The sequence below is a fragment of the Bradyrhizobium barranii subsp. barranii genome (assembly GCF_017565645.3).
Taxonomy (GTDB): domain Bacteria; phylum Pseudomonadota; class Alphaproteobacteria; order Rhizobiales; family Xanthobacteraceae; genus Bradyrhizobium; species Bradyrhizobium barranii.
In genome coordinates, this window is record NZ_CP086136.1 from 1,151,357 (window position 1) to 1,176,910 (window position 25,554).

The window sequence follows — 25,554 nt, forward strand, 5'->3', positions numbered from 1 at the left end:
TTCCTCCGGATCGGGTGCGCATCGAGGTAACGCTCAAGCGTCCCAAGGCCGCTAATCAGCGGCGCTGTCGCTTGCTACTCTTGCTGAATGCGGCTCAGATAATCGATAACAGCGAGGATGCGTTTTCGCACGACGACTTCCGGGCTTTGCTCCGGTCCAGCCATCTTCCAATAATACGGATCAACATAGTGAGGCAAGTTGACGACGGGGTTGAATCGCTCTCCCCAAATTGGCATTTCGCGAGTGCCGTGAGCTGGAATTGTCTTCAATCCCTCTACGGTCTCATAAACAGCGTTCGTGGGAAATACGCCGTTGTTGTTCTTGGCTAACATCGTCAAATCGGGAGGCGGTATCTTAAGTTGGTTGCTAACCGGTCCTTTGCCCCTCGCATCAGCACCATGACAGCTGGCGCACGAAGATTGAAACTCTGATCTACCCATGTCGAGGTCTTCAGCCTGGGCTGCGGCGGCGAAACCAGCGGTCAGACCGGCCATTACCAAACATTTTCCACCAAAGCTTACCATGTCGCACTCCGACGCTGGTTGGGAAGATGCAAACTATTAGCGGTTTCGCATCCCGACAGTTTGACGCACATCAAGGCTGGCTTTCGGCTTAAGCTCATAAGTGGTTTGAAATGCCGCACGCTGGCGGCAGCAGGCGCTCTCGCATAGCGGAACGGCGCGTCTCGTGCCCGCATGACAACCTCCGTATCAAGCGCTCGATCTCAACTATCGACATTTTGCCGGATTGAGAGCGGCCGAGATTGATCGGGATCAAGCAACAGGAGCGTCGAGCGGTCAGAATGGAGGCTGTGTAAGGAGGAGATCCCAATGATCAAGATACCGCATCACGCCGTGGTGTTCGTCGGCGATGGGCGAAAGGCTCTGTTCTTCCGGAACGAAGGTGACGAAAAATTCCCGAACTTGAGGGTGGAAGCCGCCTTCGAGGATCAGAATCCGGCAACCCATGACCAGGGAAGCGACCGGCCGGGCCGGGTGAGCAAAGCCGCGCATAGCGGGCAAAGAAGCGCCGTGGAGACGAGCGATTGGCATGAGCTCGAGGAGCGCCGCTTTGTGAAGCAGGTGGCGGTTGCCGTGGAGCGCATTGTACGCGGCGAGCCATCGACGGCGCTGATCGTCGTCGCACCGCCGCGCACTCTGGCGGCGCTTCGGTCGGACTTCCATCCCGATGTGAAACGCCGGATCGTGGCGGAGCTTGCCAACGACCTCACCAGGCACCCGGTCGGCGACATCGAAAAGCACTTGTTGCGCGAGTAGGGCAGATCGTGTGGGGCAACTTGGCCGAGGTCGCCTCCGAGCACAAGCGATTCGAGGGCGGACGAGAATATCCCGCTTGATGTGCGTCAAGTCTCATTCGCTTGGCTGCGGACGTGGGCGCCGACCTCATCGTTACAGGAGGTTATGGACATAGCCGGTTGGGCGAATGGATGTTCGGCGGCATGACGAATAGCCTTCTGCAGCAGGCGCGAGTCTGCCTGATGATGGTCCACTAGGCCGCGATGCTCGGTCTCGACAACGGCGGTTCGACGCTGCAATCGAGAAAGCCCGGCTCGCGATTTTGATGGGAGACAGGCAATGCGGGCATCAGATATCATGCGGAGGTCGTTTGCAACCGTGAAGCCGGAAGCGCCGCTGCTGGAGGCGCTCCATCTCCTGCTCGAGACCAATCAGCGCGGCCTGCCGGTCCTCGATGATGAAGGGGCCTTGGTCGGCATCATTGCCGAAGGCGACTTCCTCCATCGTCGCGAGTTGGGCGTCACCTATCCCGAAGGGTGTTGGCTCGAATGGTTACTGGGGAAGCAGGAGGGCGAGCTCGCTCGTGAGCGAACCAGGGGACTGCGGGTCGAAGCAGTCATGAGCCGTCATCCTGTTTGCGTCGACGAGAATGCCACGATCGATGCTGTCGTCAAGGAAATGGATGTCTACCAGATCTCGCAGGTGCCGGTGCTCCGCAAGAGAAAGGTCGTGGGTATCGTTGGCCGAATGCAGATGCTCACAGCGCTGGCAAGCTGTCTTGGGGAGCCTGGCAGGGCTTAAGGGATAGGGTCAGCCGAGCGGGGGTATTTCGAGCACTTGCGATGGGTCCACTCCACAAGATGCCAGACCGCGACATTCGGCTCGATGCCTGCAGAGGCATTGCACTCTGGTTCGTCTTCATCAACCACATACCAGGGAATATCTGTAGCTGGCTAACGTTGAGCCATTATGGATTCAGCGACACCACTGAAGTCTTCATGTTTGTCTCGGGGCTGACGTGCACGATGGCATATGGACACGTGTTCAGAAGCGCCGGGACTTGGGCGACGATCTGTCATACGGTTCGGCGGAGCTGGGAGATTTATTCGGCATTTCTGCTGTTGACGCTGTTTCTGGTCGTGGCAGTTCATTGGATGGATGCTGACCTCGCAGACGAGGCAAATGTGGCGATCGTCCTGCAGAAGCCGGGAGAAGCGCTGTCGCGTGCGGCGATCCTGCAATACCGTCCCGTCAATACGGACGTGCTGCCGACCTTCGTGCTCTTCCATTTACTGTTTGCGCCGTGGCTCCTGCTTTTGCTCAGATGGCCAAATGCGACCTTGGCCGCTTCGGCTCTGCTGTACGGCTTGGTCCAGACTTACGGCTGGAACTTTCGGGGGTGGCCGACGAACGACTGGTATTTCAACCCGTTCGCCTGGCAATTCCTCGTCACGATCGGTGGATGGTGGGCGGTGGTGGGGCATGGGCGGTTGGCGCCATTCGTGATGTCGCGTCCGGCGATCATGCTTTCGGCCGCATACCTGATTTGGTCACTGGCTGTTACAATGAGTTGGATCAATCCGGCTCTTGAGCTCGTAGTTCCTCAATTCCTGAAAGCCTTGGTCTATCCGATAGACAAGTCGGATCTTGATCCGCTGCGGCTTCTGCATTTTCTTGCGCTTGCGGTCTGCGTCGCCAACCTCGCGCCGGCGCATTGGAGCGTCATGCGGTCACGCATGCTCTTGGGAGCTGTTCGTTGCGGAGAGAATTCGCTAGAGATCTATTGTGTGGGGGTCTTGTTGTCCCTTGCGGCATATCTCGTTCTGAGAACCATATCTGACGGCATGCTCGCTCAAGTCATCGTCAGCGGCACAGGCATCGCTCTTCTTACCGTCTTTGCCACATTGCTGACCGGGTTCGCTGGCCTTGCCGCGCCTCGAATAAGGCTACTTTGATCAGGTACATCTTCGACATTTCGGACCGGCTCACATGCCTTCAAGCGCTCTGCGCAATTTTCGGATGATCACGCCCCGTGATCGATCGTCTGCGGCCGCTTCGATCTGGTCATTGATATCGAGAAGCAGTTTGGACATATCGTTGTGCCAATCGAGGCTGACGACTGCATCGGGAGCGAGCCTGCGGCGGCGAGCAACGTCGATCGGTGTCGGCGCGGCTGTCGATAATTCGTAGACGTCGTCCAGCATAGGCGTGAAAATCTGCGCGGTCGGAACGGTTCGCTCGGCGACCCGGTGCAGAAGGCCTCCGAGCGCGTGCTCCTCCCCATGCACGATGAACAGACCGCGATGAATGGGTCGCCGCGCGGCAATCCAGCGCGCGAGTTCCGGACCGTCGGCGTGCCCTGAGTATTCGTCGATATATCGAATCCTCGCAGCGACTTTGATCTCTTCGCCCTGTATCCTCACCGCTTTCGCGCCATCTCGCAGAAAGCGGCCTAGGGTACCTTGTGCCTGGAATCCCGCGAGCAAGACCGTGCACTCCCTGCGCCACAACCATCGCTTCAGATGATGGCGGATGCGGCCGGCGTCGCACATTCCACTTGCGGCAATGATGATATGGAAGCCGGAGAGCCTGGCGATCGACTTGCTCTCATCAACGGTTTCCGTGAAGTGCAACTGACTGGAAGTCAGAAGCCGGTCCAAATCGACGCTCGGATCGAGACTGGCCGTGTTATTCCGAAAGACTTCCGTCGCACGGATCGCCAAAGGCGAATCGAGGAAAATTGGTGCGGTCGGAATCTCACCGCGGGCCATCAAGTCGGCCAGATCGACGATCAGCTCCTGGGTCCGTTCTACCGCAAAAGCGGGGATTAACAGTGCGCCGCGTCCGCTGGCGGCATCGCGCACCTCCTGGGCGAGATGCGCGCGACGCAGTGCGTGAGTTGTGGACGGGCGGTCGCTATCGCCGTAGGTCGACTCGGAAAATACGTAGTCGAGGCTGGTCGGTGCCTCCGGATCCGGCTCCAGCAGTTTGGCGTCTGGGCCGATGTCACCCGACATCAGGACACGCAACGGCCCTCCGTTTCTGCCTTGCTCGGCGAATTCCAGCTCGATCGAAGCCGAGCCGAGCAAATGTCCGGCATTCCAATAGCGGGCGCGGACGCCAGGTATCACCGCGTACCACGCCTGGTATTCGACGGGCCGAAAGGCATCCAGGGTCGCAATCGCATCGGCTTGTGTGTAGATGGCCGTTACAGCGCCCCGCCCTCGGGCGGCGTTTCGGCGGTTCAGGGCGGCAACCTCCGTTTCCTGGATGTTGCCTGCGTCGGGAAGCATGTAGGAGCAGAGGTCGATGGTGCCGCGCGTCGCCAGGATCGGGCCTGAAAAGCCTTCACGCTTGAGCTTCGGCAGGAGCCCGCTGTGGTCGATGTGGGCGTGCGTCAGCAAAACGGCGTCGACATCCGCCGGGCGGAACGGGAACGCACCGTAGTTCAGCGCTTTCAACGTTTTCGGTCCCTGAAACAACCCGCAATCGACCAGGAATTGTCCTTTCGGCGTAACAAAGAGATAGCAGGAGCCGGTAACGGTGCGGGCGGCGCCGCAAAACTGGATGGTGACGCTCACGGGGGGCTCCCAGTCTCCGGCATGCCAACAACTCCCGCCGCAACGCGCGGGCGAGAAGATCGTCGAGGCGGATGGCGTTGGTTGGATGTGGCACGCTGTTGGTGGATCGGACGGAACGAATGCCGGCGCGACCGAACTCTGTCATAAACGCCGGCGGAAATAGTGCATGAACGATAATGGCCTCGATAGAAGAGGCTCCTGACGCGGCAAGAGCTTCCGCGCAGGCGGTAAGGGTCCCACCGGACGACACGATGTCGTCGATGAAGAGCACGGGACGCCCGGCGAACAGCGTCGTGTCCGGGAATGCGATCTGCACCGATTGATCAGTCCGGCGTACTTTTCGCGCCACGCTGTACGAAAGTCCGAGACGGCTGGCAATGTCGGCCACCCAAGATCGCGACTCCTCATCGGGGCCGACCACGACCGTCGTGGGCGCGACTGTGTCGGCACGAAGCACAGCTTCGATCGCAGGAGCCGCCGACAGGTTGTGCGCTTCAATGCCAGGAAAGACGCCGGCGAGATTGGGCGTCCGATGGAGATGGGCATCAAACGTGATGACGCAATCGAAGGTGTTCGCCAGAAGGGTACCGATTGCGCGCTGACTGATCGCCTCGCCGGGATGGAACGCTGCGTCCTGGCGCATGTAGCCGAGATAAGGCGAAACGAGCACGAGCCGCTTGGCTCCATCGCGCCGCAAGGCTTCTGCAGCAAACAACAGCGCAATCAGCTTTTCATTGGGCTGATTGAGCGAGCAACAGACTATCGTGGTGGTTGCCGCTGGGCCGACGGTTGCCCGCAGCTCGCCATCGGGAAATCGATGCAAGATGATTTCATGGCCGACAATACCCAGAGTTTCAGCAAGCCGAGGCCCGAAATGGGTGGAAGTGGGCAGCCATTGAACTGCACTCGGGATCATGCTGCTGCCCCGGTCTGCGGTTCGACCCGGTAAGCGGAGTCTTGCTGGGCCATGCCGACGGCAAGGTCAAACCCCGACGGCTCGAAGGCGTGAATGCGATAGAGCGGCTCGCCTTGCTCGACCCGATTTCCGATCTTCTTGAACAACTTGATGCCGGCGCCCTTGTCGAGCGGGGCGCCTGCCGTTCGTGCCAGCCGGTTGAGCCGCAAGCAATCGATCGCGGAGACGACACCATCGCTTGCGGCGTGAATGTCGAGGGTAAGGCTACCGATTTCGCTGGCGGAGGGCGCGGGGCCCTGGGCCTCAATGATCTTTTCCATCTGTCGAAGCGCCGCCCCGCTCTCCAGGAGCTCGCTTGCGCGTGCATAGCCTGTGCCACCGCGCAAGTCAGGGTCGTGTTCCAGAAGGTGGGCGGCCAGGCGCAACGACTTCTCACGAAGATCGCGCGGGGCCTGGGGCTCATTGGCGAGCACTGCCATCACGTCCTGTGCCTCAAGCGCCGGGCCGATGCCACTGCCGATGGGCTGCCGTCCATCGGTGGTCACGACCTCCACTTCGAGGCCAAACCGATCGCCGACGAACTGAAACAGCTTGCGGAGCCGCATGGCCTGCGATGCGGTCGTAAGCTTGGCGTTAGGCCCCACCGGAAGGTCGATGAGAAGATGCGTCGAGCCGGCGGCCAGCTTCTTCGACATGATGGATGCAACCATCTGTTCGTGCGTATCCAGCGCCAGTGGTCGCTCGACGCCGATCAGGATGTCGTCTGCCGGAGACAGGTTGACGTGTCCGCCCCATGCAAGACAGCCATTGCACGACGCGACGACCTCTTTCATAGCTTCGACGCTGAGGTCGACCCGGGCCAGCACCTCCATGGTGTCGGCCGTTCCGGCTGGCGACGTGATTGCGCGTGACGACGTCTTCGGGATTGTCAGCCCGTGTGCGGCTACAATCGGCACCACGATCATCGACGTGCGATTGCCGGGAATGCCGCCAATGCAATGCTTGTCGACGACAGTCTTCGTATTCCATCTGAGCTGCGTCCCGGCTCTGGCCATGGCCTCTGTGAGCGCGATCAACTCCCCGGATGTCATGAAATTTGCGGAGCTGACGAGGAATGCAGCGATTTCCATGTCCGAATAGCGGTAATGCACGAGATCGTCGACAATTGCGCCGATCTCGGGAGCTTCAAGTGTCTTGCCCTGAATCTTGGCGCGAACCGCGTCCAAGCTTGGCGGGGAGGGAGCAGGGGTAACTGCAATGTAGGTGCCTGCCGGCTGTCCAAAGCGCCGAAACGCCGGCTCCGCCATGCCAAGCTGGTCGGGCCCGACCAGGCCGTCATCATCGGTGAGAAGCACCGTCGCCAGTTGCGTCTTCGAGCCGCTGCGCAGCTCGACCCTGGAAAAGCCTCGAAACAGGTCCGGCCGGAGCGCCGTTGACCGGCGGGAGATCACGACGACGCTTTCCCGGCCGGTGTCGAGATTGACACGGCGGGATCTGAGCTGGGCGCGGCCGGGTGGAATGACGTTCATCGATGAAGACTTCTTTGTCGCGGTGAAGCGAGGATAGGGCTCGCCCAGGAGCCCCGATTTGCGACAGATCAATCCATCGCCGGTCCTCAAGCACGGAGAGGTCGTGGGGCGCCGGCGATGCGGCTGCCTCAGTGAGGCCGATGCGCACGTACTGTCTCCAGGTACGCGGCAGGTGAGTGGGGGCACTTCCGACTTGATCCGCGTCAAATGACGGGCATCGGAAGCAGCTAACGTTAGATCGCCAGCGGAGCAGTGATATGCTGCCTTTCTCTGTCGAGCAATTTTTCGGGGTCTTCGCGAGCTACAACAGAGCGATCTGGCCGGCGCAGATCGTTGCCTTGATGATAGGGGGCTTGGCGTTCGCACTGGTATTCCGCAGGTGCAAGCGATCCGATGAGATCATCGCCGGTGTCCTTGCTGCGATGTGGGCGTGGACGGGGCTCATCTATCATTTGATATTTTTCGCGCCCATCAACAAAATGGCCTATGCATTCGGTGCGCTGTTCGCAGTTCAGGCCATGGCGTTTGGATACGTTGGTGTCATACAGGGTCGAATGACTTTCGGCCGGAGCAACGGTCCGGCGGCGTGGATTGGCATTGCATTCGTTCTCTATGCGGCTGCCATCTACTGGCTTCTTGGAGTGGCGGTCGGTCATGACCTTGCGGAACTGCCTGCGTTCGGTGTAACGCCATGCCCCGTCACGATCTTCACGTTCGGGATGTTGCTGCTCACAATCCGGCCGATTCCCCGCCTGCTGCTGATTATTCCTATCCTCTGGTCGCTCATCGGCGGCAGCGCGGCAATCCTGCTGCGTGTGCCGCAGGACTGGGTGCTGCTCGTGAGTGGAATTGTATCAGCCGCTTTGCTCGCTGGCGGTGATCAGAGGCTGGCGTCAGCCTCCTCACGGTGAGCGGTAGCGTTCTGCAATCTTGCTTCAGTGCCCGTCCCTGGCCTGCCTCAAACGCAGGTCTCCGCTCCTCCTTTCAGCGTCACGGGAATGGTGAGATAGCGTACTCCGTTGGCTTCGGCAGGCGGAAATTTGCCGGCGCGGATGTTGACCTGGATGGAAGGCAGCAGCAGCCTGGGCGCTGAGAGCGTGGCATCGCGTGCCTGGCGCATGGCCACAAACTCATCCTCGGTGACGCCTTCCTTGACTTGAACATTCTTCTCGCGTTCTTCGCGCACCGTTGTCTCCCAGGCGTAGGTGTCGCGGCCGGGAGCCTTGTAGTCATGACACATGAACAGCCGCGTCTCGGGCGGCATTGCCAGGATTCGCTTGATTGACCGGTAGAGCTTGTGCGCGTCGCCGCCGGGAAAGTCGGCGCGTGCCGTGCCGTAGTCCGGCATGAACAGCGTGTCGCCGACGAACACGGCATTCCCGATCTTGTAAGAGATGTCGGCCGGCGTGTGCCCGGGCGTATAGATCACCTCCGCCTCAAGTTCGCCGACCTTGAAGCGCTCGCCGTCCCGGAACAGGTGGTCGAAGTCGCTGCCATCGGTCTTCAGGTCCGTGGCGTTGAATATTGGTCGGAAGATGCGCTGCACGTCCTTGATGTGCTCGCCGATGCCGATTTGCGCGCCGGTCGTGGCCTTGATGAAAGGGGCGCCCGAGAGGTGGTCGGCATGGGCATGCGTCTCGAGCGCCCAGTCGATGGTGTTGCCTGCATCTCTTGCAGCCTTCAGCATCGCCTCGACCGAGCGCGTATCCACCTCACCCGAGTTGTGGTCGTAATCGAATACCGGGTCAATGATGGCGGCCCTCCTGGTCGCCGGATCGGCAACCAGATAGCTCACCGTGTTGGTGGGTTCGTCGAAGAACGCTTGGATGATGGGTTGTCCTGACATGGCCTGAACCTCCTGGATCCACCTGTCGGTTGATCTTGACATATATATTAGCAACAGCTAAATAAGCAATATCTAAAATAAGGATGCGGCCGATGGCCTCCCCAGCATTCGATCTGGAGGCTTTTGAAAAGCAGGCGGTTGAAGTTGCCGGCATTCTGCGCGCGCTCGCCAACGAGCGTCGACTGATGATCCTGTGCCAACTCGTCGAATGCGGCGAGAGCAACGTGAATGCGCTCGCGGAAGCCGTGGGTCTGTCGCAATCGGCACTGTCGCAGCATCTCGCAAGGATGCGCGAGGAGGGCCTCGTCACCTTTCGGCGCGAAAGCCAGACACTCTGGTACCGCATCGCCGATCCGCGCATCGAGCAACTCTTTGCCACGCTGCACAGGCTGTTTTGCAAGCCCACCAAGGCGAAGAACTAATTCAGGAAAGTAGAGGAGCTAATCATGTCACTACCCGCAATCAAGCCAGCCGAAGCGCGCCGCCTTCTCGACAGCGGCGCCCTCCTGATCGACATCCGCGAAGTCGATGAGCACGCCCGCGAGAAGATCCCAGGCGCGCGGCATCTCCCCCTGTCGAAGCTCGACGAGATCGACCTCGCCGTGCATCAAGGCAAGCCGGTCATCTTCCACTGTAAAAGCGGCGCCCGCACTCAGACCAACGCGCCGCGGCTCGCCCGGAAGCTCGGCGACGCCTGTGAAGCCTTCATCGTCGAAGGCGGGCTCGACGCCTGGCGCAAGGCTGGCCTGCCGGTCGTGACCGACCGGCGCCAGCCGCTGGAGCTTCAGCGCCAGGTGCAGATCGGCGCCGGCAGTCTTGCTGTCACGGGTACGCTCCTCGGCCTCTTCGTGTCGCCGTGGTTCTTCGCGGTGCCGGCCTTCGTCGGCGCCGGGCTGATCATAGCCGGTGTCACCGGCTTTTGCGGCATGGCCCGTATTCTCATGCGCGCGCCCTGGAACCGTAGCGTGTACGGCTCGCCCGCGCGGGCCGCGTGAGCGGAGCTTAAAATCAGGAGTCGTCCACTATGCTGGCGTTGACCCAAGGTGCGCTCGGTCTCGCCTCCGGCTCGTTGGTCGGATTTTCGCTGGGGCTGGTCGGAGGTGGCGGCTCAATTTTGGCCGTGCCGCTCCTCGTCTATCTGGTCGGCGTGTCGGATCCGCATGTGGCGATCGGCACTAGTGCGATCGCAGTTGCGGCGAACGCTGCAGTGAACCTCGTCAACCACGCTCGGGCTGGTAACGTGAAGTGGCGTTGCGCCTCTGTGTTCGCGCTCGCAGGCATGGCCGGCGCCTTTCTCGGCTCTACCCTCGGCAAGGTCATCGAAGGACAGAAGTTGCTGGCTTTGTTCGCTATCGTCATGATGGCGGTGGGCGCGCTGATGCTGAAGGGCCGCGCCGGCGCGGGCGAGCCATCGGTCCGGCTTAACCGAGAGAATCTGCCGAAACTCTTCGCCCTGGGGGGGCTCTCGGGAGCCTTGTCCGGCTTCTTTGGGATCGGCGGCGGCTTTCTGATCGTACCGGCGCTGATTGCGGCCACTGGCATGCCAATCCTCTATGCGGTCGGTTCCTCCCTTGTGGCGGTGACCGCCTTCGGCCTGACGACGGCGGTCAACTACGCCCTGTCCGGTTTGGTGGATTGGTATCTCGCTGCGTTGTTTATCTCCGGCGGAGTTGTTGGCGGGATGCTCGGCGCCGGCTCGGCAAGCTCGCTCGCCGCGCGCAAAGGTGCATTGAATGCCGTATTCGCGGCCCTGATATTCGCGGTGGCGATCTATATGCTGGTCCGCAATCTCGGCTTCACGTGATTGGGGACTTCGAAACAAGCGGTCGATAGACCAAAGCGCCCGCACGAATGAGGGCAACCAGTATGAACCCAAGTAAGGTTTCGCTCGGGCTTCAGGAGGGATCAATCACAGCAGTCACCGGTCGACGCAGTGAGGGGGGCAGTGATGCGCCGCGACCAAATCGCACCATCAGATCCGGGCGCCGGACGCCAAGCCCCAGATAGTCTGCAATCTGCGGACGCAGGGAAGAGACCTCGATCGGCTGATTGAGAAGAGCATTTCGAATCCCGAGCATCGTCGCTTGCAGCGCGAAACGCTGATAGGCGCGTCCGGCAGCGACCCAGCCAGCCTTGTCGTTACGCGGACTGACGAAGACGGCAATGCCCGCTGACGAGCGAACATCCTCGGCATACTTGTCATTCTCTCTCTTCTCGGTCAGCGCGAACTTCAGGAGGCGACGCGCGAGCCAAGCCGGCAGCGCCGGATTGCCGGAGCTCCGCACGGCAAGCCCGTCCAATTGCTCGATCGCCATGGAATCATTGAAGCGGATCCAGGAGATGAGCTCTGCCATGAACGCGGGATCGCGCATCTGCATCGTGTTGCCCTGAATAATGTAGTCGAGAATTGCCTCCATGCGCGGTCGCTCGGTCACAATGAAACACTCGACGCCACTTAGCGCGCCGGCAGTCTCGATCGTGCGTAGGTCCTCCGAGCTCACGGCACGGCCATCATACTTGGCGCGCGTGCATTGGCGCTCGGTGATCGCATCTGCGAGCGCGTGGCGCGACGGCGCAGTGCGGTCGAGAGCGATGGAGACCGAGCCCGGATTGGCGGTATCGACTGCAACATTGGCGTTCAAACCGAGCATCGGGGCAGCCTGCACGATGTTCTCAGCTGCGCAGCCAAGTGAAGCAAAAAGGTGATGATCGTCGGGATCGACCACGGGGCAGCGACGGACGAGGTCCGGACGGATGGTGATGACGTTGTCGGAGAGGATGAACCGCCAAGGCTGCGTGTTGTGGCTGTTCGCGGCCAGCGTCGCTGCGCGCACGAGCTCGCGAGCTCCGCGCGCCGGGTCGAGCGGACGCCACACAAGTTGCACGGCCTCCTCGTAGGTCGAGGGCTGTGAGGCGCGGGCCATTGGCATGCGGGCTGCGTACATGGCAACCGTTCCGAAAAGCAGAGATCTACGATTCATTCATGCCTCGCAGACAGTCAGCGTAGACACAGCGACAGATGGCCGATGAATCACAATGGCCGCAATCCGGAGCGAACGCCGCGCCTTTACGAGCGCAGGCATTAGCCTTCCGGTGCTCGACTGGTTTCCGCTCGGCGATCGCGGGCGGAGCGCATGGCAAGCTGCTCAATCGACGAATAGAAGAGCGTGATCTCGAGCACGCCATACAGCGCCAACATCATCAGCGCTTTGATTGCTTCGCTAGTCATCTCACGATCCTCCAGGCGATCTAAATCGGATGCCTCTCACGTTGTACGATCTCTGGAAGAGCATGGTTTGAACGGGCTTCGTAGACAGTCTGGGCCGTCGCCTTCTGCACGTCTATTTCCGGATGGGTCAGGCGGGCGGTTAGTGTGATCGCCACGATGGCGATGCCGGCGAGCAGCACAGAGATGACCACCTTCAGGTGCGTTGCCCTGTCAGCCGAGTAAATCGAGTGGTTCATTGCAGGCCCCTTTGTCAACGAGCCAGATGCGTGCTGGTGAAATCGTTCTAGAGCATCGGCCGAACAGCCGAAATTCGGGGGCTTCACCTAAGGAAGAATCCGTAGGCCGGGAAGAGAGGCGGCGCCGCTCGCGGCCATCCAACGTTCACCCGGAGATCTGCGAGGATGGCGAGACAAAATTTGAGAATCCTCAAACCGTCCCAGATCCAGATCGTTACGCTCTTTAGGCAATGTTACTCTGATCATCGGACGGGCGTCCTATGCCATGCATCATCTTTTGCCGATGTCTAAGATGGATAGGCGTCTCGGCGTGGAGTCTGGCGCTTGTCCTCGGGGCGGGTGCCTGTTGGGGCAACGACTTTCATAGAGATCAAGGCGAGACTTACCCGACGGCGAGGCTTGCTCTCCTGGTGAAGCGCGTCGCGCCGGCCGTGGTGCGGATACGAGGCTGGGGCGTGCAGTCAAAGTCGCGAATATTCGACCCGGAAGCTGGATTCACAGATCCTCCCACGCGTCAAGAGTGGCAGGGAGCGGGCATCATCGTGGATGCCCTGGCAGGCCTGGTCGTGACCGCAAATCACCTGGTCGCAAACGCAACGACTGTAAAAGCGGTGCTCCAAGATGGACGAGCACTGGACGCCGTCGTGCTTGTCCGATCCGATCGAGATGACGTTGCGCTACTTCGGATCGAAGCCGGCAACCTTCGTGCGCTGGATCTGGAGAAGCCCGGCGCGCTTGACGTGGGAGAGCCAGTTCTGGCCATCGGTGATCCCCACGGTTGGGGACAGAGCGTGACATTCGGCATCGTTTTGGGGCTGCAACGTTCCTGTCCAGGAACCGGTAATAGCAGTCTGGTTCAATCAGACTTGCTTGTGGGCCAGGGAAGCTCGGGAGGCGCGCTCGTGAATCTACAAGGTAGGCTGATCGGTGTGATCGTTGCGCGAAGAGACGGACTTGCTCTTGCGGCACCGGTGGAAGCGGTCGAGAGGCTCTTTGTTGCTGCCCAATAGGAAGTGAGTGCTCCTCAGCATCATCGCGAGAGCCGTCACGTCGCGGAGTTGCTGCTGTCCTCGTTCTGAGGCCCGTCGCAATCGCGGTGAAGTTTACCCATAAGCCAACGTATTCAATGAAGAGCGCGTTTGCGTCCGGAGTAGGCGGCGATCAACCCGACCAGGGCCGTGACGAGGAGCATCGCAACAAAGGTCTGAATTAAGCCGAAGGTTAACGCGTCGCGCGCAACGAACAGCGCCGTGATCGGCGCTGCTATGACAAATATTATGCGGACGATCCATCCAAGCATGATTGCTCCGATCTGAGGATTCTCAGCCCGCCGCCTTCATGTCTTCGGGGGGCTCGACATAATAGCCGGAGTAGGAATCAACGAAGCAGAGATGATCGTGAACTTCCTTGACGCCATTGGTGTTCTCGGCGGCAATGATCGTCGCGCGCCGAGCCTCACCGGTCGTGATGAGGCCGTGCAGATGCACGACCCCTCGGCGGCAAGTCACCCTGAAACCGATGGGCCGCCAGTCGGTGGCTTCCACAGCACGCATAACGCGCTGGCAAATGTGCTCATCGTCAGCCTTCGGGTCCGGGATTTCGTGCGCGAGACCTGCCATCGCTTGCAGGAGATTGTTTCTCGTCACGATCCCAATCGTACTCTTGCCGCGCATCACGGGAAGTCGCTTAATGTCGTGCTTCTCCATCAGAGCGACGATCTCCGCCAAGGACGTCTCCTCCTGGACAGTGATGACCTCCCGCGTCATGACGTCCTCGACTTTTCGGCCGCGCTCGTGAATGAACTCCGCGGCCGCCCGCCTTGGTCCCATGAAAAATTTCAACCAGGCCGCGTGGCGGCGTCCAGTTCCGATCTCGCTGCGGCGGAGAAAATCGCTCTCCGAGACGACGCCGACGAGATTGCCAGCATCGTCGATGACAGGCAGCCCACTGATATGCATCTGAAGCATGATCTTCGCGGCTTCTTCGATTGTCGTGTGCGGCGTTACGGCGACGACGTCTCTCGTCATGACATGAATTGCGTGCATTTTGTGCCCTCCGAAAGTAGATAATGAGAATCCTGCGTCAGCGCGAGGCTGCGATTAGTGCAGCCTCGCGCCGGCGAAGATCGTCAGGCCGCTTTCACGTTGATCGTCTTGGCCGGCTTCTGCGCTTCTTCCGTCTTCGGGAGCGTGACCTTGAGAACGCCGTTCTTGAAGGTGGCCTCGATCTTGTCAGCGTTGACACCGTCCGGCAGGGTAAAATAGCGCTCGAAAGTTCCGTAACGGCGCTCGGAGACGTAGTAGTCCTTCTTCTTTTCCTCGGTCTCTTCCCGCTTCTCGCCCTTGATAGTGAGGGCGCCGTTTGCGACCGTGATGTTAATGTTCTTTTCGTCGAGGCCAGGCAGCTCAGCCGTGATCTCGTACGCCTTGTCGCTTTCAGCGATGTCGACGGCCGGCGCAGCGATCGACTTGGAAAGGTCGCGTTCGAGCCGCGCGAGCGATCGGAACGGTCGATTCCAGAAGCCGCTGCCGAAATCGTCGAAGATCTGGTCGATTTCGTTTCTCAACGTTTGAAACGGCCGCCACGTCTCACCAGCGGTCGCGGGCGTAGTGGACGATTTTGTGACGGGCAATTTTGTCTCGGTTGCCATGATCATGTCTCCTTGGAGGTTGGACCATCTCGGTCGCCGGAAAGAATAGTCTCGGCCATCGAGCCGGGCTTGATTTCGCTCAACTCGAAAACGATGCCTCGAAGCTTTTGTGATCTTGGAGGCGATGAAATGGGGTGCGAGTTGTGCCTGTCCGATGCGGTGCGAGGTCGTTGACGAGCGTCCATCCGAGCAAATGAGGCAGGAAGCCGGACGCTTCCCGACGTCGAGCGCACATCGGTTATGCTTCCGATTCTCTTGGTACCCAATGGTCGCCAAGTTTCACGTAGGAGCGCTTCACGGCGGCCCAAGCCGTTCGATGTGCGATCTCTTCCTGCCGGAGGTCCCCGACATGCGAGATAAACGAATGATTGAAGGCTTCCCGGTAGATGTTCAGGGCATGAGGCGGCAAGTGGTGTCGTACGCCCGCGGGAAGGTCTTCGTTTGACCGATAAGGCATCCCTGCTTCCTACGCCACGATCTGCCCGAGCCGAAGATTGGCGATGGGCCTGAGTCCTAGAGTTCGCGGCTCTGCAGCTACATCGCCATGTCGGGCTCGGGCATCCGCTCGCGCTTTGGCTCCGGGATTTCCGTCATTGTCGCCTCTGTCAGAAGAAGCACGCTTGCGACCGAAACCGCGTTTTCGAGCGCGGTCCGCACGACCTTCACCGGGTCGACGATGCCGGCCTCCACCAGGTCGACATAGACCTTCCGGGCCGCATCGAAGCCAAAATTGCCTTCGCTGTCGAGCATTCGTGCAACCACGACGCCGCCGTCGGTCGCGGAATTTTCGGCGATCTGCCGGGCTGGGGCTTCGAGCGCGCGCCTCAGGATCTGTACGCCCGTTCGTTCGTCGCCCTCGCAGGCGGCCTCTTCTTTGGCCACAGCGGCGACAGCCCGAAGCAGTGCAAGGCCGCCGCCCGGCACAATGCCTTCCGCGACCGCAGCCTTCGTCGAGCTGATCGCATCGTCCAGCGCTTCCTTCTTCGCTTTCATCTCGGCTTCGGTCGGTGCTCCCACCCGGATCACGGCGACGCCGCCCGACAGCTTGGCGAGGCGCTCCTCGAGCTTCTCGCGATCATAGTCGCTGGTCGTCTTCTCGATCTCGACGCGAAGTTGCGCCAGCCGAGCCTCGACCCGGGCGCGATCGCCACCGCTGCCGATCAGCGTGGTATTCTCCTTGTCGGCGACCACGCGCGCGGCGCGACCGAGCTGTTGCGGCGTAGAGCTTTCCAGTTTCAGGCCGATCTCCTCGGAGATTACCTGCGCTCCCGTGAGTATTGCAATGTCCTCCAGCATGGCCTTGCGCCGATCGCCAAAGCCAGGTGCCTTGACGGCGCAGGCTTTTAGCACGCCGCGAAGTTGATTGACGATGAGGGTGGCGAGGGCTTCGCCCTCGATATCCTCGGCGATGATCAGAAGTGGGCGGCCGCTTTTGGCGACCTGCTCGAGCAGAGGAACCAGATCGCGTAGAGCGCCGATCTTGTGATCGCATAGCAGCACATAGGGGTCCTGCAGCACTGCTTCCATCCGGTCAGCATCCGTAACGAAATAGGGCGACAGAAAGCCGCGATTGAATTTCATTCCTTCGACGACGTCCAAAAGGGTCTCGGTCGTCTTGGATTCCTCGACCGATATCACGCCTTCGCCGCCGACTTTTTCGATAGCATCTGCCACCAGTTCGCCGATGGAGACGTCGTTGTGCGCTGAAATCGTGGCGACCTGTACCTTTTCCGCCCTGGTCTTCACCGGCTTCGCCATGGCATGCAAAGCGGCGATGGCGGCCTGCGTCCCGCGATCGAGGCCGCGCTTCAGGTCGATCGCGCTCGCGCCGGCGACGACGTTACGAACCCCGTCAGAGAGGATGGCGTGGGCAAGGATGGTCGAAGTGCTGGTGCCGTCGCCGACGACGTCGCCGGTCTTCTCGGCGGCTTGCCGTAGCACCTGAGCACCCAGGTTCTCTTCTGCATCCTTGAGATCAAATTCCTTGGCAATGGTGACGCCATCGTTGCAGACGATCGGCATCCCCCACGCCTTCTGAATCAGGACCGATTTTGACTTCGGGCCCAGCGTCACGCGGATGGCATCTGCGAGCAGGGATGCGCCGCGCAAGACTTTTTCACGCGCTGCCGAGTGGAACAGGACCTGCTTGTGCGCCATTTGAATGCCTCAGGTTTGCTGCCGTTGCCAATGAGGGCTGGGTACCAGTTTGTGCGATTGCGCCAAGGTCATTAAGCGATCGTTCGCGGCTGCCGGTGTTGACCTGAATCAAGCGAAGCGCGCCGTCCAGGGTTACCATCACAGCCGACGTCGATGGGAGGAGCAATTGGGGCCCGATCAAGTGTCGCGAAAGCAGGCCATAGCGATGAGCATCATTTTCGCGGGCGGCATGCTGCTCGTGATCGTGCAGTTTATTCTGTCGACGTACAATTCAATCGAAGCCATTCCCTATAGCCAGTTCGAGCAGTTGCTCGCGCAAGATAAGGTTGCCGAAGTCTCCGTCGGACCCGATACGATAACTGGACGATTGAAAGAGCCTCTTCCGAGTGGAAAGTCCGCGTTCGCTACAGCGCGGGTCGACATAGCATTGAGCGAAAGGCTCGCAGCCAAAGGTGTGAGCGTTACTGGCGTTCCCGGAAATGGCGCATTGCAAACATTGATATCCTGGATCTTTCCGGTCATCGTCTTCTTCGTGATCTGGTTCTGGCTCGGTCGTAGCATGACCGGTCGACAGGGCTTCGGAGGGCTTATGGCGATCGGTAAGTCTCGTGCGAAAGTCTATTTCGAGAAGGCTATCAAGGTCACCTTCGCGGACGTGGCCGGCGTGGAGGAGGCGAAGTTCGAGCTGCAGGAAGTGGTCGCGTTCCTCAAGGATCCCAACAGCTACGGCCGGTTGGGCGCGCATGTGCCGAAGGGAATCTTGCTGGTGGGCCCGCCGGGGACGGGAAAGACCCTGCTTGCCCGCGCCGTGGCGGGCGAGGCCGGAGTGCCATTCTTCTCGATCTCGGGCTCGGAGTTCGTCGAGATGTTCGTTGGGGTTGGTGCTGCGCGCGTTCGGGACTTGTTTGAGCAGGCCCGTAAAGCGGCGCCTTGCATCATTTTCGTCGACGAACTCGACGCGCTGGGACGTAGCCGCGGACCGATGTCGTTCGGGAGCCACGACGAGAAGGAGCAGACCCTCAATCAGCTCTTGTCCGAGCCTGACGGCTTCGACCCGAGCGCAGGCGTCATTTTGCTGGCTGCGACTAACCGCCCCGAGATCCTGGATCCCGCGCTGCTGCGGGCGGGCAGATTCGACCGACAGGTTCTCGTTGACCGTCCCGACAAGATCGGGCGCGTTGCCATTCTCAAGGTGCACGTCCGCAAGATTCGTATGGGCAAGGATGTCGACCTCGACAAAGTGGCGGCCCTTACGACCGGGTTCACGGGTGCTGACCTTGCAAATCTCATCAACGAGGCCGCGATCGCTGCGACCAGACGGAGCGGCACGGAGGTCACGTTCACCGATTTTGTTACGGCGATCGAACGGATCGTGGCCGGGATTGAGAAGAAGAGCAGGGTGCTCAGCAAGGACGAACGGCGGAGGGTTGCCTATCATGAGATGGGCCATGCCCTCGTTGCGGCCTGCCTGCCCGGCGTCGACCCTGTACAGAAGGTATCGATCATTCCGCGGGGGATCGGTGCACTCGGGTACACCATCCAGCGCCCGACCGAGGACAGGTTCTTGCTTACGGTTGAGGAGCTGAAGAACCGCATTGCTGTGCTGATGGGAGGACGCGCGTCGGAGCGCATGATCTTCGACGGTTCCATTTCGACCGGCGCGGCCGACGATCTTCAACGTGCGACCGAAGTCGCGATCGAGATGGTGACCAAGTACGGCATGGATGAGACAGTGGGGCAGCGCACCTACGCCCCCAAGCCGCAAGCGTTCCTCGCTGCGGCGCAGGATGCGGTCGTTGCGGCTGCGGAAGAGACAAGCCGCGAGATCGATCTCGCCGTGCGTAACCTGATTGAGGAGGGCGATCGTTGCGCCAGGGACATCTTACTACGACGACGCACCGAGCTCGAAGCCGGTGTCGAACTGCTCATCGCAAATGAAACGGTAACGTCGGATCAGTTTGCTTCGCTGCGCGGCACGTCCAGCAGGGAGCCGGTCGCCGCATGATTGCCGCGTGACTCGGCCCTTGAGCCGGGTTCGGAGTAGATCGAGTTCAGCCGGCGGTGCGCAGCAGCGGTTCCCGACGGCTCGCTGGCGCCTCCTGCCGAACGACGATGTCGTGCCACAGCTTTGCGATGCTCGCTTGCGTTTCGATCGCCAGGAAACAATGACCTTCGTTGTCGAAGTCGCAAAAGTGAGCGCCTGGATCACCACGCAGTTCAGCAAGGGCGGCGTTGATGGCATCGAGGCCGGTCATCACCTGCTCGATGGTCTCTAGCTTGGTGTTGTGCAGGATATCCATCAGCCGGAAGCTCTTCAGGGGTGGGTTTCCGAAGGCGATGCCGGGCTGCCTGAACTCGAATAGGACGCTGAGCGCGACAGGCATTCCCCGCAATTGGCCGAATATCGCTGCGATTTCGTCCTCACTGCAGACAGCTGGATGGGTGGAACGTGGAGGCGACGAAGCGGCATCTCGTGGCGCCATGCGGAGGCCGGCAATGACCTCATGTTCAATCCATCGTCGCACCTCAGTCGGTGCATTGCAAATCTGATCTGCGGTCAACGTAATTCCGATCATGGCGATGCCTCCTGTTTGTCTCAGCATAGGACGTCGTCTGGAAACGATCTTGATGCCGATCAAGAAAGGGAAATGGTGACGCCAGGCGCGGCGCCGTCAACGGCGCGCCGAGTGTTTGAGTGGGCCGAGCGCAAAGAACGGGAATGACGAGTACCTTAATTTTATCGCGCGGGCGATGACAAAAGTCCTCACTCACGCGCTTGCGTCCCGCTGAGGGCAGCGCTTGATCCAGGTCAAGTCAGGGCTGAACGAGGCTGTTAGCTTTCGTCTTGCGTAACTCGACCCAAGGTTACGTCCCAACGTTGCCGCCGAGATCCGTCCCCCTGGGCTCGGCGGCTCCCTTTCTTCCGGGCCAATGAGTTTAACCGACCCGAACGGCCGGACCGCGCGGGAATGAGCCGATGCGCACCTACTATTTCGACATGAAGGACGGGGTGCCCGTCCGGGACAAATCAGGCCTGGAGTTTGTGAGTGATGGCGCTGCCATCGCGCACAGCAAGAGCCTTGCGGACAAGGTGCGCAGAGAGAATCCGAAAGGGCATGCGGAGCTTCGCATCGTCGTTCTCGACGAGAGCGGCCGTGAAGTTCACCGTGAGCAAATCTATCCGAAAGAAGCATGATCAATGTCGTGTTGACGCCGGTGCTGTCAGCGCGACTGCCTTTTTCGGATGCCGCTGCAGTGAACAATATCTAAGGCGAAATCCGGCCCCCGAGGCCGATCTTTGTGGTGCCCGGTTTGCGTTAGCTCGTCATTTCTTGGGGGCCTTTTCGGCCGGCGCGAATATCTGATTGGCGGGCGGCGGCTGGTCGGTCGGCAGGCCTATCGCGATAAAGCTGCGTTCCAGCGAGGTGTGGCAGGCATTGCAGCGATCGGTCAGTGCGCGCATGGAGGCGGTGAACCTGCGACCATCCCCAGCGTCGATCGCATCTGCGATTGAGAGCAGCGGATCCTTCATCGTGGTTGCGTTGCTTACGGGAATGCCGGGGTACAATACGGCAGCTTGGGCCAGACTATCCGTCAACTGGCGCAATTCGAACGCAGCAAGTTCCCAGTTCTTCGACTTGCCCGCGAACCACAGTTTCAGATGCTGAAGCTGGGCCGCGTTCATGACTTCGACCAGGCGGGGCGCATATTGTCTGACAGTTGGGGAAGGTTCAAAGTCCGATTGGGCAGTCGCCGATGTGCCCACGCTTGCCAAGATCGCAAGAGCCAAGCACGAATTCCGTAGAGTCATTTGACTGGTCTCCAGAAATCTCGTTTCCTTGAGATGCCTTGTGAAGCACTCGCCGAAGGCTCCACCAAGTAGGGCCGGAGATGCTGAGCCAATTCCGATCAGGCCTCTGTGGCGTGCGCGAGCCTTCATTGCTCCAACGTCTTCAGGAACGCCATGAAATCGCCGACCTGATCGGCATCGAAACGAAATTCCGGCATTGTCGGATGCCCCGTGACGATGCCCTCGGCTAGGGCCTCCTGCAGCATCTCGATTGGATATCGTTCGTGTAACGTCCTGAACGGGGGAGCGATCTTGAGAGGGCTGGGGCTGACCTTGTCGGTCGAGTGGCACTTTCCACAATACAGCAGCGCAAGACGCCGGCCCTGTTCGACGCTTGAAGCCGCAGTTGGGCTTGAGGAGACGAGCAAATTCGCAGCGAGTATGGCGCCTGCAATGGCGCGTACAGTTCTCCTCACATTGTGCTCCATCAGTGCGACATCATGACAGGAACGGTCATGCTGCGGAACATCTCCTGCGTGACGCCGCCGAACACCGTTTCTTGAAGTCGAGAATGGCCGTAACCGCCCATAACCAGCAGGTCGAGGCTTTCATCCGCAGCGATCGACAGGATGCTCGCTTGCAGATCGCCACGGTCGGATTGAAGCGAAACGGTCCTTGCCGGCAAGCTCTTCCGCGCGAGGTGTGTCAGAAGGCGTTCGGGCGATGCGTCGGACGGTACCTCGGACGCATTGAGGGTGATCGTCGTCAGAGCGTCTGCCTCGGTGATGAATGGCATCGCGTCCCGTAAGGCGCGGGCGGCAAGGCGACTGCCGTCCCAGCAGATGCCGACGCGTGCCGCTTTGAATGTGCCCTGGAAAGTATAGGGAATGAACAGCAAGGGTCCACCCGACTGCAAGAGGAGCTCCTTCGGAAGCTGGTTGTCGAAGGTATCGCAATCCGGATCGCCTTGTGACACGATCGTCAGATCATAGAGGCGCGCCGCTGCCCCTGCTTTCGAAACGGCCTCGGCGATAGTCTCGCTCAGTGCGTATTTTCCGTAATTGATCCGAGCGTTCTTCGCCTCAACCTCGAAAATACGTAGTGCTGCTTGGGCGCGTTCCAGCGCACGTTCATACTCGAATTGCAAAGACGCTGCGATGGCTGCACCGCCTTCCGCAACAAATGGCACGTTCGTGGAGGCATATCCTGTTGCAAGTGCATCCAGATGCGCGCCAGCACTCGTCGCCAGGGAAACGGACGCATCGATGGCGGGTCGCGGTGACCGCTCTGTTGGAATATGCACCAGTAGATCTTTGAACATGCGTGCCTCCCGCTCCGATCTTGCCGCCAAAGAGCAGCACATGTCGCCATTGGGAGTCTTGACGCACGTCAAAGTGGCCGCATGAGCGTCGGATATCGTCCTAACCGCAGGCGGGAGTGCTAGACATGGCGCGGATGGCATTGGTGACGGGCGGTACCAGAGGTATTGGTGCCGCCGTGCCTCAAGCTCTTCAGACGGCGGGTTACCAGGTAGCCGCCACTTATGCCGGAAGCGCCGAGGCTGCCAAAGCCTTCATGAGCCGAACGGGCATCGCGTCCTATCAATGGGACATCGGTGATTTCGATGCATGCGCTATCGGAGTGAAGTCCGTTGAGTCCTCGCTCGGACCAATCGACGTTCTTGTCAACAATGCCGGGATCGTTCGTGACGCGGCGCTTCACAAGATGAGCCGACCGCAATGGGAGGGCGTGATCCGCACCAATCTTGACGGTGCGTTCAACTCCCGGGCCTTACAGAATTGAAACTGCGAGGCGCTTGGCAATCTCCGCGCAGACGAGATAAGTGACGGCGATAGCGAATATCGTCGCCACGAGTGCCGCAGAAGGAGCGGTAAAGCCGAATAGTTGTCCCCATGGGCCGAGCGCTAGTCCTACGCCCATGATGAGGGCACCGAAGGACGTCGCGACCAAGATGGTGTGGGGACGGTTTGCGCGCCACGGCATCCGGCGAGACCTGATTATGAAAATCACCAGGATCTGCGTCGATATTGATTCCACGAACCACCCGGTCTGGAACTGCGCCGCATTCGCTTCGAATAGCTTCAGAAGAACGGCGAAGGTAATCACGTCAAACACGGAAGAAACAATTCCCATGATGATCGTGAAACGAAGGATGCTTGCCATGTTCCAGGCTTCCGGTTGCGCAAGGTCTTCGCGGTCGACTTCATCGAAAGGGATGCCGATTTCGGAGAGGTCGTAGATCAGGTTGTTCAGCAGGATCTGCAGCGGCAGCAATGGCAGGAACGGAAGAACGATCGAGGCCAAGGCCATGGAAAGCATGTTGCCGAAGTTAGAGCTCGTTCCCATTCGCACATACTTCAGGATGTTGGCAAATGTTCTGCGGCCTTCGCGCACACCGGCCGCAAGCACTGAAAGATCGGGAGCCAGCAGGATCAAGTCGGCGGCTGCGCGGGCGACTTCGGTCGCGCCCGTGACGGATATGCCGACATGGGCCGCGTGGATGGCCGGGGCATCGTTGACGCCGTCCCCCATGAAGCCGACCACGTGATGGCGATGGCGGAGTGCGGCAATGATCCGTCGCTTCTGATCAGGATCGATGCGGGCAAACAGATCAATATTGTCGACCCGGGCCACCAGCGCTGCATCTGTGAGCCCGGAGATCTCAACTCCGGTCATGATACGATCCGATTGAAGACCGACCGATCGAGCGACGTGAGAGACCACTGCGCCGTGGTCGCCCGAGAGAATTTTCACTGTTATGCCTAGCGAGGTAAGGGCTTCAATGGCTGAGGCCGCATCCTGCTTCGGTGGATCAGCGAATACACAGAAGCCAATCATGGTCAGATCCGCCTCGTCGCCAACAGCAATCGTCTGCTGCCCGGGCGGGATTGATCTGACGGCGACGGCAAGAAGCCGAAGACCGTCGCGGGCATATTGATCCTGGATGTCCCTCATTTTTTGCTGCCAAGCGGCGTCGAGCGGATGGGCCAGACCATCGATGCCCACGGCGACGCAGCGGGCCAGGATGGATTCCGGAGCGCCTTTTGCGATCAAGATGTGTTCGTCGTTCTGTGCCACCAGTACCGACAGGCACCTTCGCTCGAAGTCGAACGGCACTTCCGCGAGTCGAACCCAGCCATCTATGGCGCCGTTGCGCGCGGAGAGTATTGCATCATCGAGGGGGCTTCTGACGCCGGCCTGGAAGGTGCCGTTGAGGTACGCGAGGCTCAGAACGCGATCGTTAGGTCGCCCCTTCGGATCGACATGCGCTTCGAGCGTGATTTTGGCTTCCGTCAGCGTGCCGGTCTTGTCCACGCAAAGCGTGTCCATGGCACCCAGATCATGGATTGCGGACAGTCGCTTGACGATAACGTTTCGGTCCGCCATGCGTAGCGCGCCGCGGGCGAGCGTCACCGTCATCACCATGGGCAGCAGCTCAGGCGTTAGGCCGACGGCGAGTGCGACCGCGAACAGGAAGGACTCCAGCGCGGCCCGTTGCGCGACGAGATGAGCCAACAACACAAAGAGGGTCAGAAAGAGCGTAAGCCGAAGGATCAGGAGTCCAAGCTTGTGCACACCCTGCTCGAGAGCCGTTGGCGGAGCATTGGCAGCCAGTGCCGCAGCGATCGCGCCAAACCGGGTCTGGCCTCCGGTTTTCACCACCAACATCCTGCCGCTTCCGCCGACAGTACTAGTTCCGGCGAACAGGGCATTCGTCGCCTCCGCCGGCGATGCCGCGGAGCAGGGAGCGTCCGTTTTGAAAGCAGGAAACGGCTCACCCGTCATCAAGGCCTCATTGATCTGCAATTCCTGGGCATCAAGGACGATGCCATCGGCGGGTATGAGGTCGCCGACACGGAGCTTCACGATGTCTCCGGGGACGAGCGCCGTCACCGGTACCGTAACGTCCTTGCCATCGCGGACGGCGTCAGCCCGAATGGCCACCGATTCGCGCAACGCTTCGGCCGTTAGCTCGGCGCGATGTTCCTGAACAATGTCCAGTGTGATGGACAGAGACAGCACGGTTGCGATAATTACAAAACTGCCAACGTCGCCGCTTAATCCGGATACGAGGGCAGCCGCCAGGAGCATCGCAATCAACGGGTTCCAAACGCGTTGCCCAAGCTTGCGCAGGACCGATCGGCTTTGAGAGGCATCAGCGTGGTTTGCTCCGAACATCGCCAGGCGCCGGTCCGCTTCGACCTGCGATAGCCCGTTCGGACCGGAGCCGAGCGCGCGGTAGAGGGCGTCCTTTGGTGTTTGCCAGAACTCGGCAGCGGCCAAAGCCTTGGCCGCGCTAGGCTGCTTGATCATCAAAGGGCTCGCCGAGCTGTTGGTCACTA

28 protein-coding genes and 2 pseudogenes are annotated in these 25,554 nt (G+C 60.2%); 12 read left to right on the plus strand and 18 right to left on the minus strand.

Features of this window, described 5'->3' with window-relative positions:
* Positions 1-74 precede the first annotated feature (74 nt).
* Positions 75-524: a c-type cytochrome gene (locus J4G43_RS05600; protein ID WP_028151316.1), complete on the minus strand. Its 450-nt coding sequence runs from the start codon at positions 522-524 to the stop codon at positions 75-77.
* A gap of 330 nt (positions 525-854) precedes the next feature.
* Between J4G43_RS05600 and J4G43_RS05605 the strand changes: the two genes are divergently transcribed.
* The 4 genes from J4G43_RS05605 (at position 855) to J4G43_RS05620 (ending at position 3,211) form a co-directional block, all read left to right on the plus strand.
* Positions 855-1,277: a baeRF12 domain-containing protein gene (locus J4G43_RS05605; RefSeq protein ID WP_408581405.1), complete on the plus strand. Its 423-nt coding sequence runs from the start codon at positions 855-857 to the stop codon at positions 1,275-1,277.
* Positions 1,278-1,390: 113 nt separating this feature from the next.
* Positions 1,391-1,513, plus strand: coding sequence for a universal stress protein (locus J4G43_RS05610; RefSeq protein WP_321576311.1), 123 nt, complete (start codon positions 1,391-1,393; stop codon positions 1,511-1,513).
* A gap of 121 nt (positions 1,514-1,634) precedes the next feature.
* Entirely contained in the window at positions 1,635-2,057 is a 423-nt protein-coding gene (locus J4G43_RS05615) for a CBS domain-containing protein (protein WP_233465584.1), read from the plus strand.
* Between the two features lie 59 nt (positions 2,058-2,116).
* Positions 2,117-3,211, plus strand: a complete 1,095-nt coding sequence (locus J4G43_RS05620; protein ID WP_162137017.1) for an OpgC domain-containing protein — start codon at positions 2,117-2,119, stop codon at positions 3,209-3,211.
* Between the two features lie 30 nt (positions 3,212-3,241).
* Here the strand turns inward: J4G43_RS05620 and J4G43_RS05625 are convergent, their stop codons facing one another.
* The 3 genes and pseudogenes from J4G43_RS05625 to J4G43_RS05635 all read right to left on the minus strand — a co-directional run bounded on the left by J4G43_RS05625 (position 3,242) and on the right by J4G43_RS05635 (position 7,282).
* Entirely contained in the window at positions 3,242-4,837 is a 1,596-nt protein-coding gene (locus J4G43_RS05625) for an MBL fold metallo-hydrolase (protein ID WP_208084220.1), read from the minus strand.
* Between the two features lie 85 nt (positions 4,838-4,922).
* Positions 4,923-5,753 (minus strand): annotated as a pseudogene (locus J4G43_RS05630) (ribose-phosphate diphosphokinase); the annotation flags it as partial.
* Entirely contained in the window at positions 5,750-7,282 is a 1,533-nt protein-coding gene (locus tag J4G43_RS05635) for a thymidine phosphorylase family protein (RefSeq protein ID WP_208089247.1), read from the minus strand. The gene J4G43_RS05635 and the pseudogene J4G43_RS05630, both read right to left, overlap by 4 nt.
* 257 nt (positions 7,283-7,539) lie before the next feature.
* On the opposite strand from J4G43_RS05635, the gene J4G43_RS05640 reads away from it, so the two are divergent.
* Positions 7,540-8,193 (plus strand): DUF6064 family protein, encoded by a 654-nt coding sequence (locus tag J4G43_RS05640; protein ID WP_028154432.1) that lies wholly within the window; start codon positions 7,540-7,542, stop codon positions 8,191-8,193.
* Positions 8,194-8,240: 47 nt separating this feature from the next.
* On the opposite strand, the gene J4G43_RS05645 is transcribed toward J4G43_RS05640, so the two are convergent.
* Positions 8,241-9,128, minus strand: coding sequence for an MBL fold metallo-hydrolase (locus J4G43_RS05645; RefSeq protein ID WP_038953836.1), 888 nt, complete (start codon positions 9,126-9,128; stop codon positions 8,241-8,243).
* Positions 9,129-9,211: 83 nt separating this feature from the next.
* Between J4G43_RS05645 and J4G43_RS05650 the strand changes: the two genes are divergently transcribed.
* The 3 genes from J4G43_RS05650 to J4G43_RS05660 are packed head-to-tail and all read left to right on the plus strand — an operon-like array spanning position 9,212 to position 10,932.
* A complete protein-coding gene (locus J4G43_RS05650) occupies positions 9,212-9,550 on the plus strand; it encodes an ArsR/SmtB family transcription factor (protein ID WP_193375979.1) in 339 nt (112 codons plus the stop codon).
* A gap of 24 nt (positions 9,551-9,574) precedes the next feature.
* Complete coding sequence (locus tag J4G43_RS05655; protein ID WP_038944633.1) at positions 9,575-10,123, plus strand: rhodanese family protein; 549 nt, start codon at positions 9,575-9,577, stop codon at positions 10,121-10,123.
* Positions 10,124-10,152: 29 nt separating this feature from the next.
* Positions 10,153-10,932 (plus strand): sulfite exporter TauE/SafE family protein, encoded by a 780-nt coding sequence (locus J4G43_RS05660; protein ID WP_208084221.1) that lies wholly within the window; start codon positions 10,153-10,155, stop codon positions 10,930-10,932.
* A gap of 91 nt (positions 10,933-11,023) precedes the next feature.
* On the opposite strand, the gene J4G43_RS05665 is transcribed toward J4G43_RS05660, so the two are convergent.
* The 3 genes from J4G43_RS05665 to J4G43_RS05675 form a co-directional block, all read right to left on the minus strand.
* The gene (locus J4G43_RS05665; RefSeq protein ID WP_210387310.1) at positions 11,024-12,109 is read right to left on the minus strand and encodes an Acg family FMN-binding oxidoreductase; all 1,086 of its coding nucleotides are present in this window, start codon (positions 12,107-12,109) and stop codon (positions 11,024-11,026) included.
* A 101-nt stretch (positions 12,110-12,210) separates the two neighbouring features.
* Complete coding sequence (locus J4G43_RS05670) at positions 12,211-12,357, minus strand: hypothetical protein (RefSeq protein WP_155258122.1); 147 nt, start codon at positions 12,355-12,357, stop codon at positions 12,211-12,213.
* A 20-nt stretch (positions 12,358-12,377) separates the two neighbouring features.
* A complete protein-coding gene (locus tag J4G43_RS05675) occupies positions 12,378-12,593 on the minus strand; it encodes a hypothetical protein (protein WP_208084222.1) in 216 nt (71 codons plus the stop codon).
* A 455-nt stretch (positions 12,594-13,048) separates the two neighbouring features.
* Between J4G43_RS05675 and J4G43_RS05680 the strand changes: the two genes are divergently transcribed.
* Positions 13,049-13,603 carry a S1C family serine protease gene (locus J4G43_RS05680; protein WP_162136548.1) on the plus strand — a complete coding sequence of 185 codons (555 nt, stop codon included), beginning with the start codon at positions 13,049-13,051 and terminating at the stop codon, positions 13,601-13,603.
* A 113-nt stretch (positions 13,604-13,716) separates the two neighbouring features.
* On the opposite strand, the gene J4G43_RS05685 is transcribed toward J4G43_RS05680, so the two are convergent.
* The 5 genes from J4G43_RS05685 to groL form a co-directional block, all read right to left on the minus strand.
* Complete coding sequence (locus J4G43_RS05685; RefSeq protein ID WP_193375980.1) at positions 13,717-13,893, minus strand: hypothetical protein; 177 nt, start codon at positions 13,891-13,893, stop codon at positions 13,717-13,719.
* Between the two features lie 22 nt (positions 13,894-13,915).
* Positions 13,916-14,638 carry a CBS domain-containing protein gene (locus J4G43_RS05690; protein ID WP_208084223.1) on the minus strand — a complete coding sequence of 241 codons (723 nt, stop codon included), beginning with the start codon at positions 14,636-14,638 and terminating at the stop codon, positions 13,916-13,918.
* A gap of 83 nt (positions 14,639-14,721) precedes the next feature.
* Entirely contained in the window at positions 14,722-15,243 is a 522-nt protein-coding gene (locus J4G43_RS05695; protein ID WP_028153580.1) for an Hsp20/alpha crystallin family protein, read from the minus strand.
* 238 nt (positions 15,244-15,481) lie between these two features.
* Positions 15,482-15,700, minus strand: coding sequence for a ChaB family protein (locus tag J4G43_RS05700; protein ID WP_080586738.1), 219 nt, complete (start codon positions 15,698-15,700; stop codon positions 15,482-15,484).
* Positions 15,701-15,777: 77 nt separating this feature from the next.
* Positions 15,778-17,400, minus strand: coding sequence for a chaperonin GroEL (groL, locus tag J4G43_RS05705; RefSeq protein WP_038953839.1), 1,623 nt, complete (start codon positions 17,398-17,400; stop codon positions 15,778-15,780).
* A 205-nt stretch (positions 17,401-17,605) separates the two neighbouring features.
* On the opposite strand from groL, the gene ftsH reads away from it, so the two are divergent.
* On the plus strand, positions 17,606-19,405 hold the full coding sequence (gene ftsH / locus J4G43_RS05710; RefSeq protein WP_208084224.1) for an ATP-dependent zinc metalloprotease FtsH: 1,800 nt from the start codon (positions 17,606-17,608) through the stop codon (positions 19,403-19,405).
* Between the two features lie 46 nt (positions 19,406-19,451).
* On the opposite strand, the gene J4G43_RS05715 is transcribed toward ftsH, so the two are convergent.
* The gene (locus J4G43_RS05715; protein WP_049807895.1) at positions 19,452-19,976 is read right to left on the minus strand and encodes a hypothetical protein; all 525 of its coding nucleotides are present in this window, start codon (positions 19,974-19,976) and stop codon (positions 19,452-19,454) included.
* A gap of 401 nt (positions 19,977-20,377) precedes the next feature.
* On the opposite strand from J4G43_RS05715, the gene J4G43_RS05720 reads away from it, so the two are divergent.
* Positions 20,378-20,596, plus strand: coding sequence for a DUF6894 family protein (locus J4G43_RS05720; RefSeq protein WP_028153577.1), 219 nt, complete (start codon positions 20,378-20,380; stop codon positions 20,594-20,596).
* A 129-nt stretch (positions 20,597-20,725) separates the two neighbouring features.
* Here the strand turns inward: J4G43_RS05720 and J4G43_RS05725 are convergent, their stop codons facing one another.
* The 3 genes from J4G43_RS05725 to J4G43_RS05735 form a co-directional block, all read right to left on the minus strand.
* Positions 20,726-21,190 carry a hypothetical protein gene (locus J4G43_RS05725; protein ID WP_225004643.1) on the minus strand — a complete coding sequence of 155 codons (465 nt, stop codon included), beginning with the start codon at positions 21,188-21,190 and terminating at the stop codon, positions 20,726-20,728.
* Positions 21,191-21,336: 146 nt separating this feature from the next.
* Entirely contained in the window at positions 21,337-21,678 is a 342-nt protein-coding gene (locus tag J4G43_RS05730; RefSeq protein WP_049807892.1) for a c-type cytochrome, read from the minus strand.
* The gene (locus J4G43_RS05735; RefSeq protein ID WP_208084226.1) at positions 21,678-22,511 is read right to left on the minus strand and encodes a universal stress protein; all 834 of its coding nucleotides are present in this window, start codon (positions 22,509-22,511) and stop codon (positions 21,678-21,680) included. Before J4G43_RS05735 ends, J4G43_RS05730 begins: the two co-directional genes overlap by 1 nt.
* 125 nt (positions 22,512-22,636) lie before the next feature.
* On the opposite strand from J4G43_RS05735, the pseudogene J4G43_RS05740 reads away from it, so the two are divergent.
* Positions 22,637-22,972: pseudogene (locus J4G43_RS05740) on the plus strand (SDR family NAD(P)-dependent oxidoreductase); the annotation flags it as partial.
* Between the two features lie 9 nt (positions 22,973-22,981).
* Here J4G43_RS05740 and mgtA read toward each other — a convergent pair.
* Entirely contained in the window at positions 22,982-25,525 is a 2,544-nt protein-coding gene (gene mgtA, locus J4G43_RS05745) for a magnesium-translocating P-type ATPase (protein WP_208084227.1), read from the minus strand.
* Between the last annotated feature and the right edge of the window lie 29 nt (positions 25,526-25,554).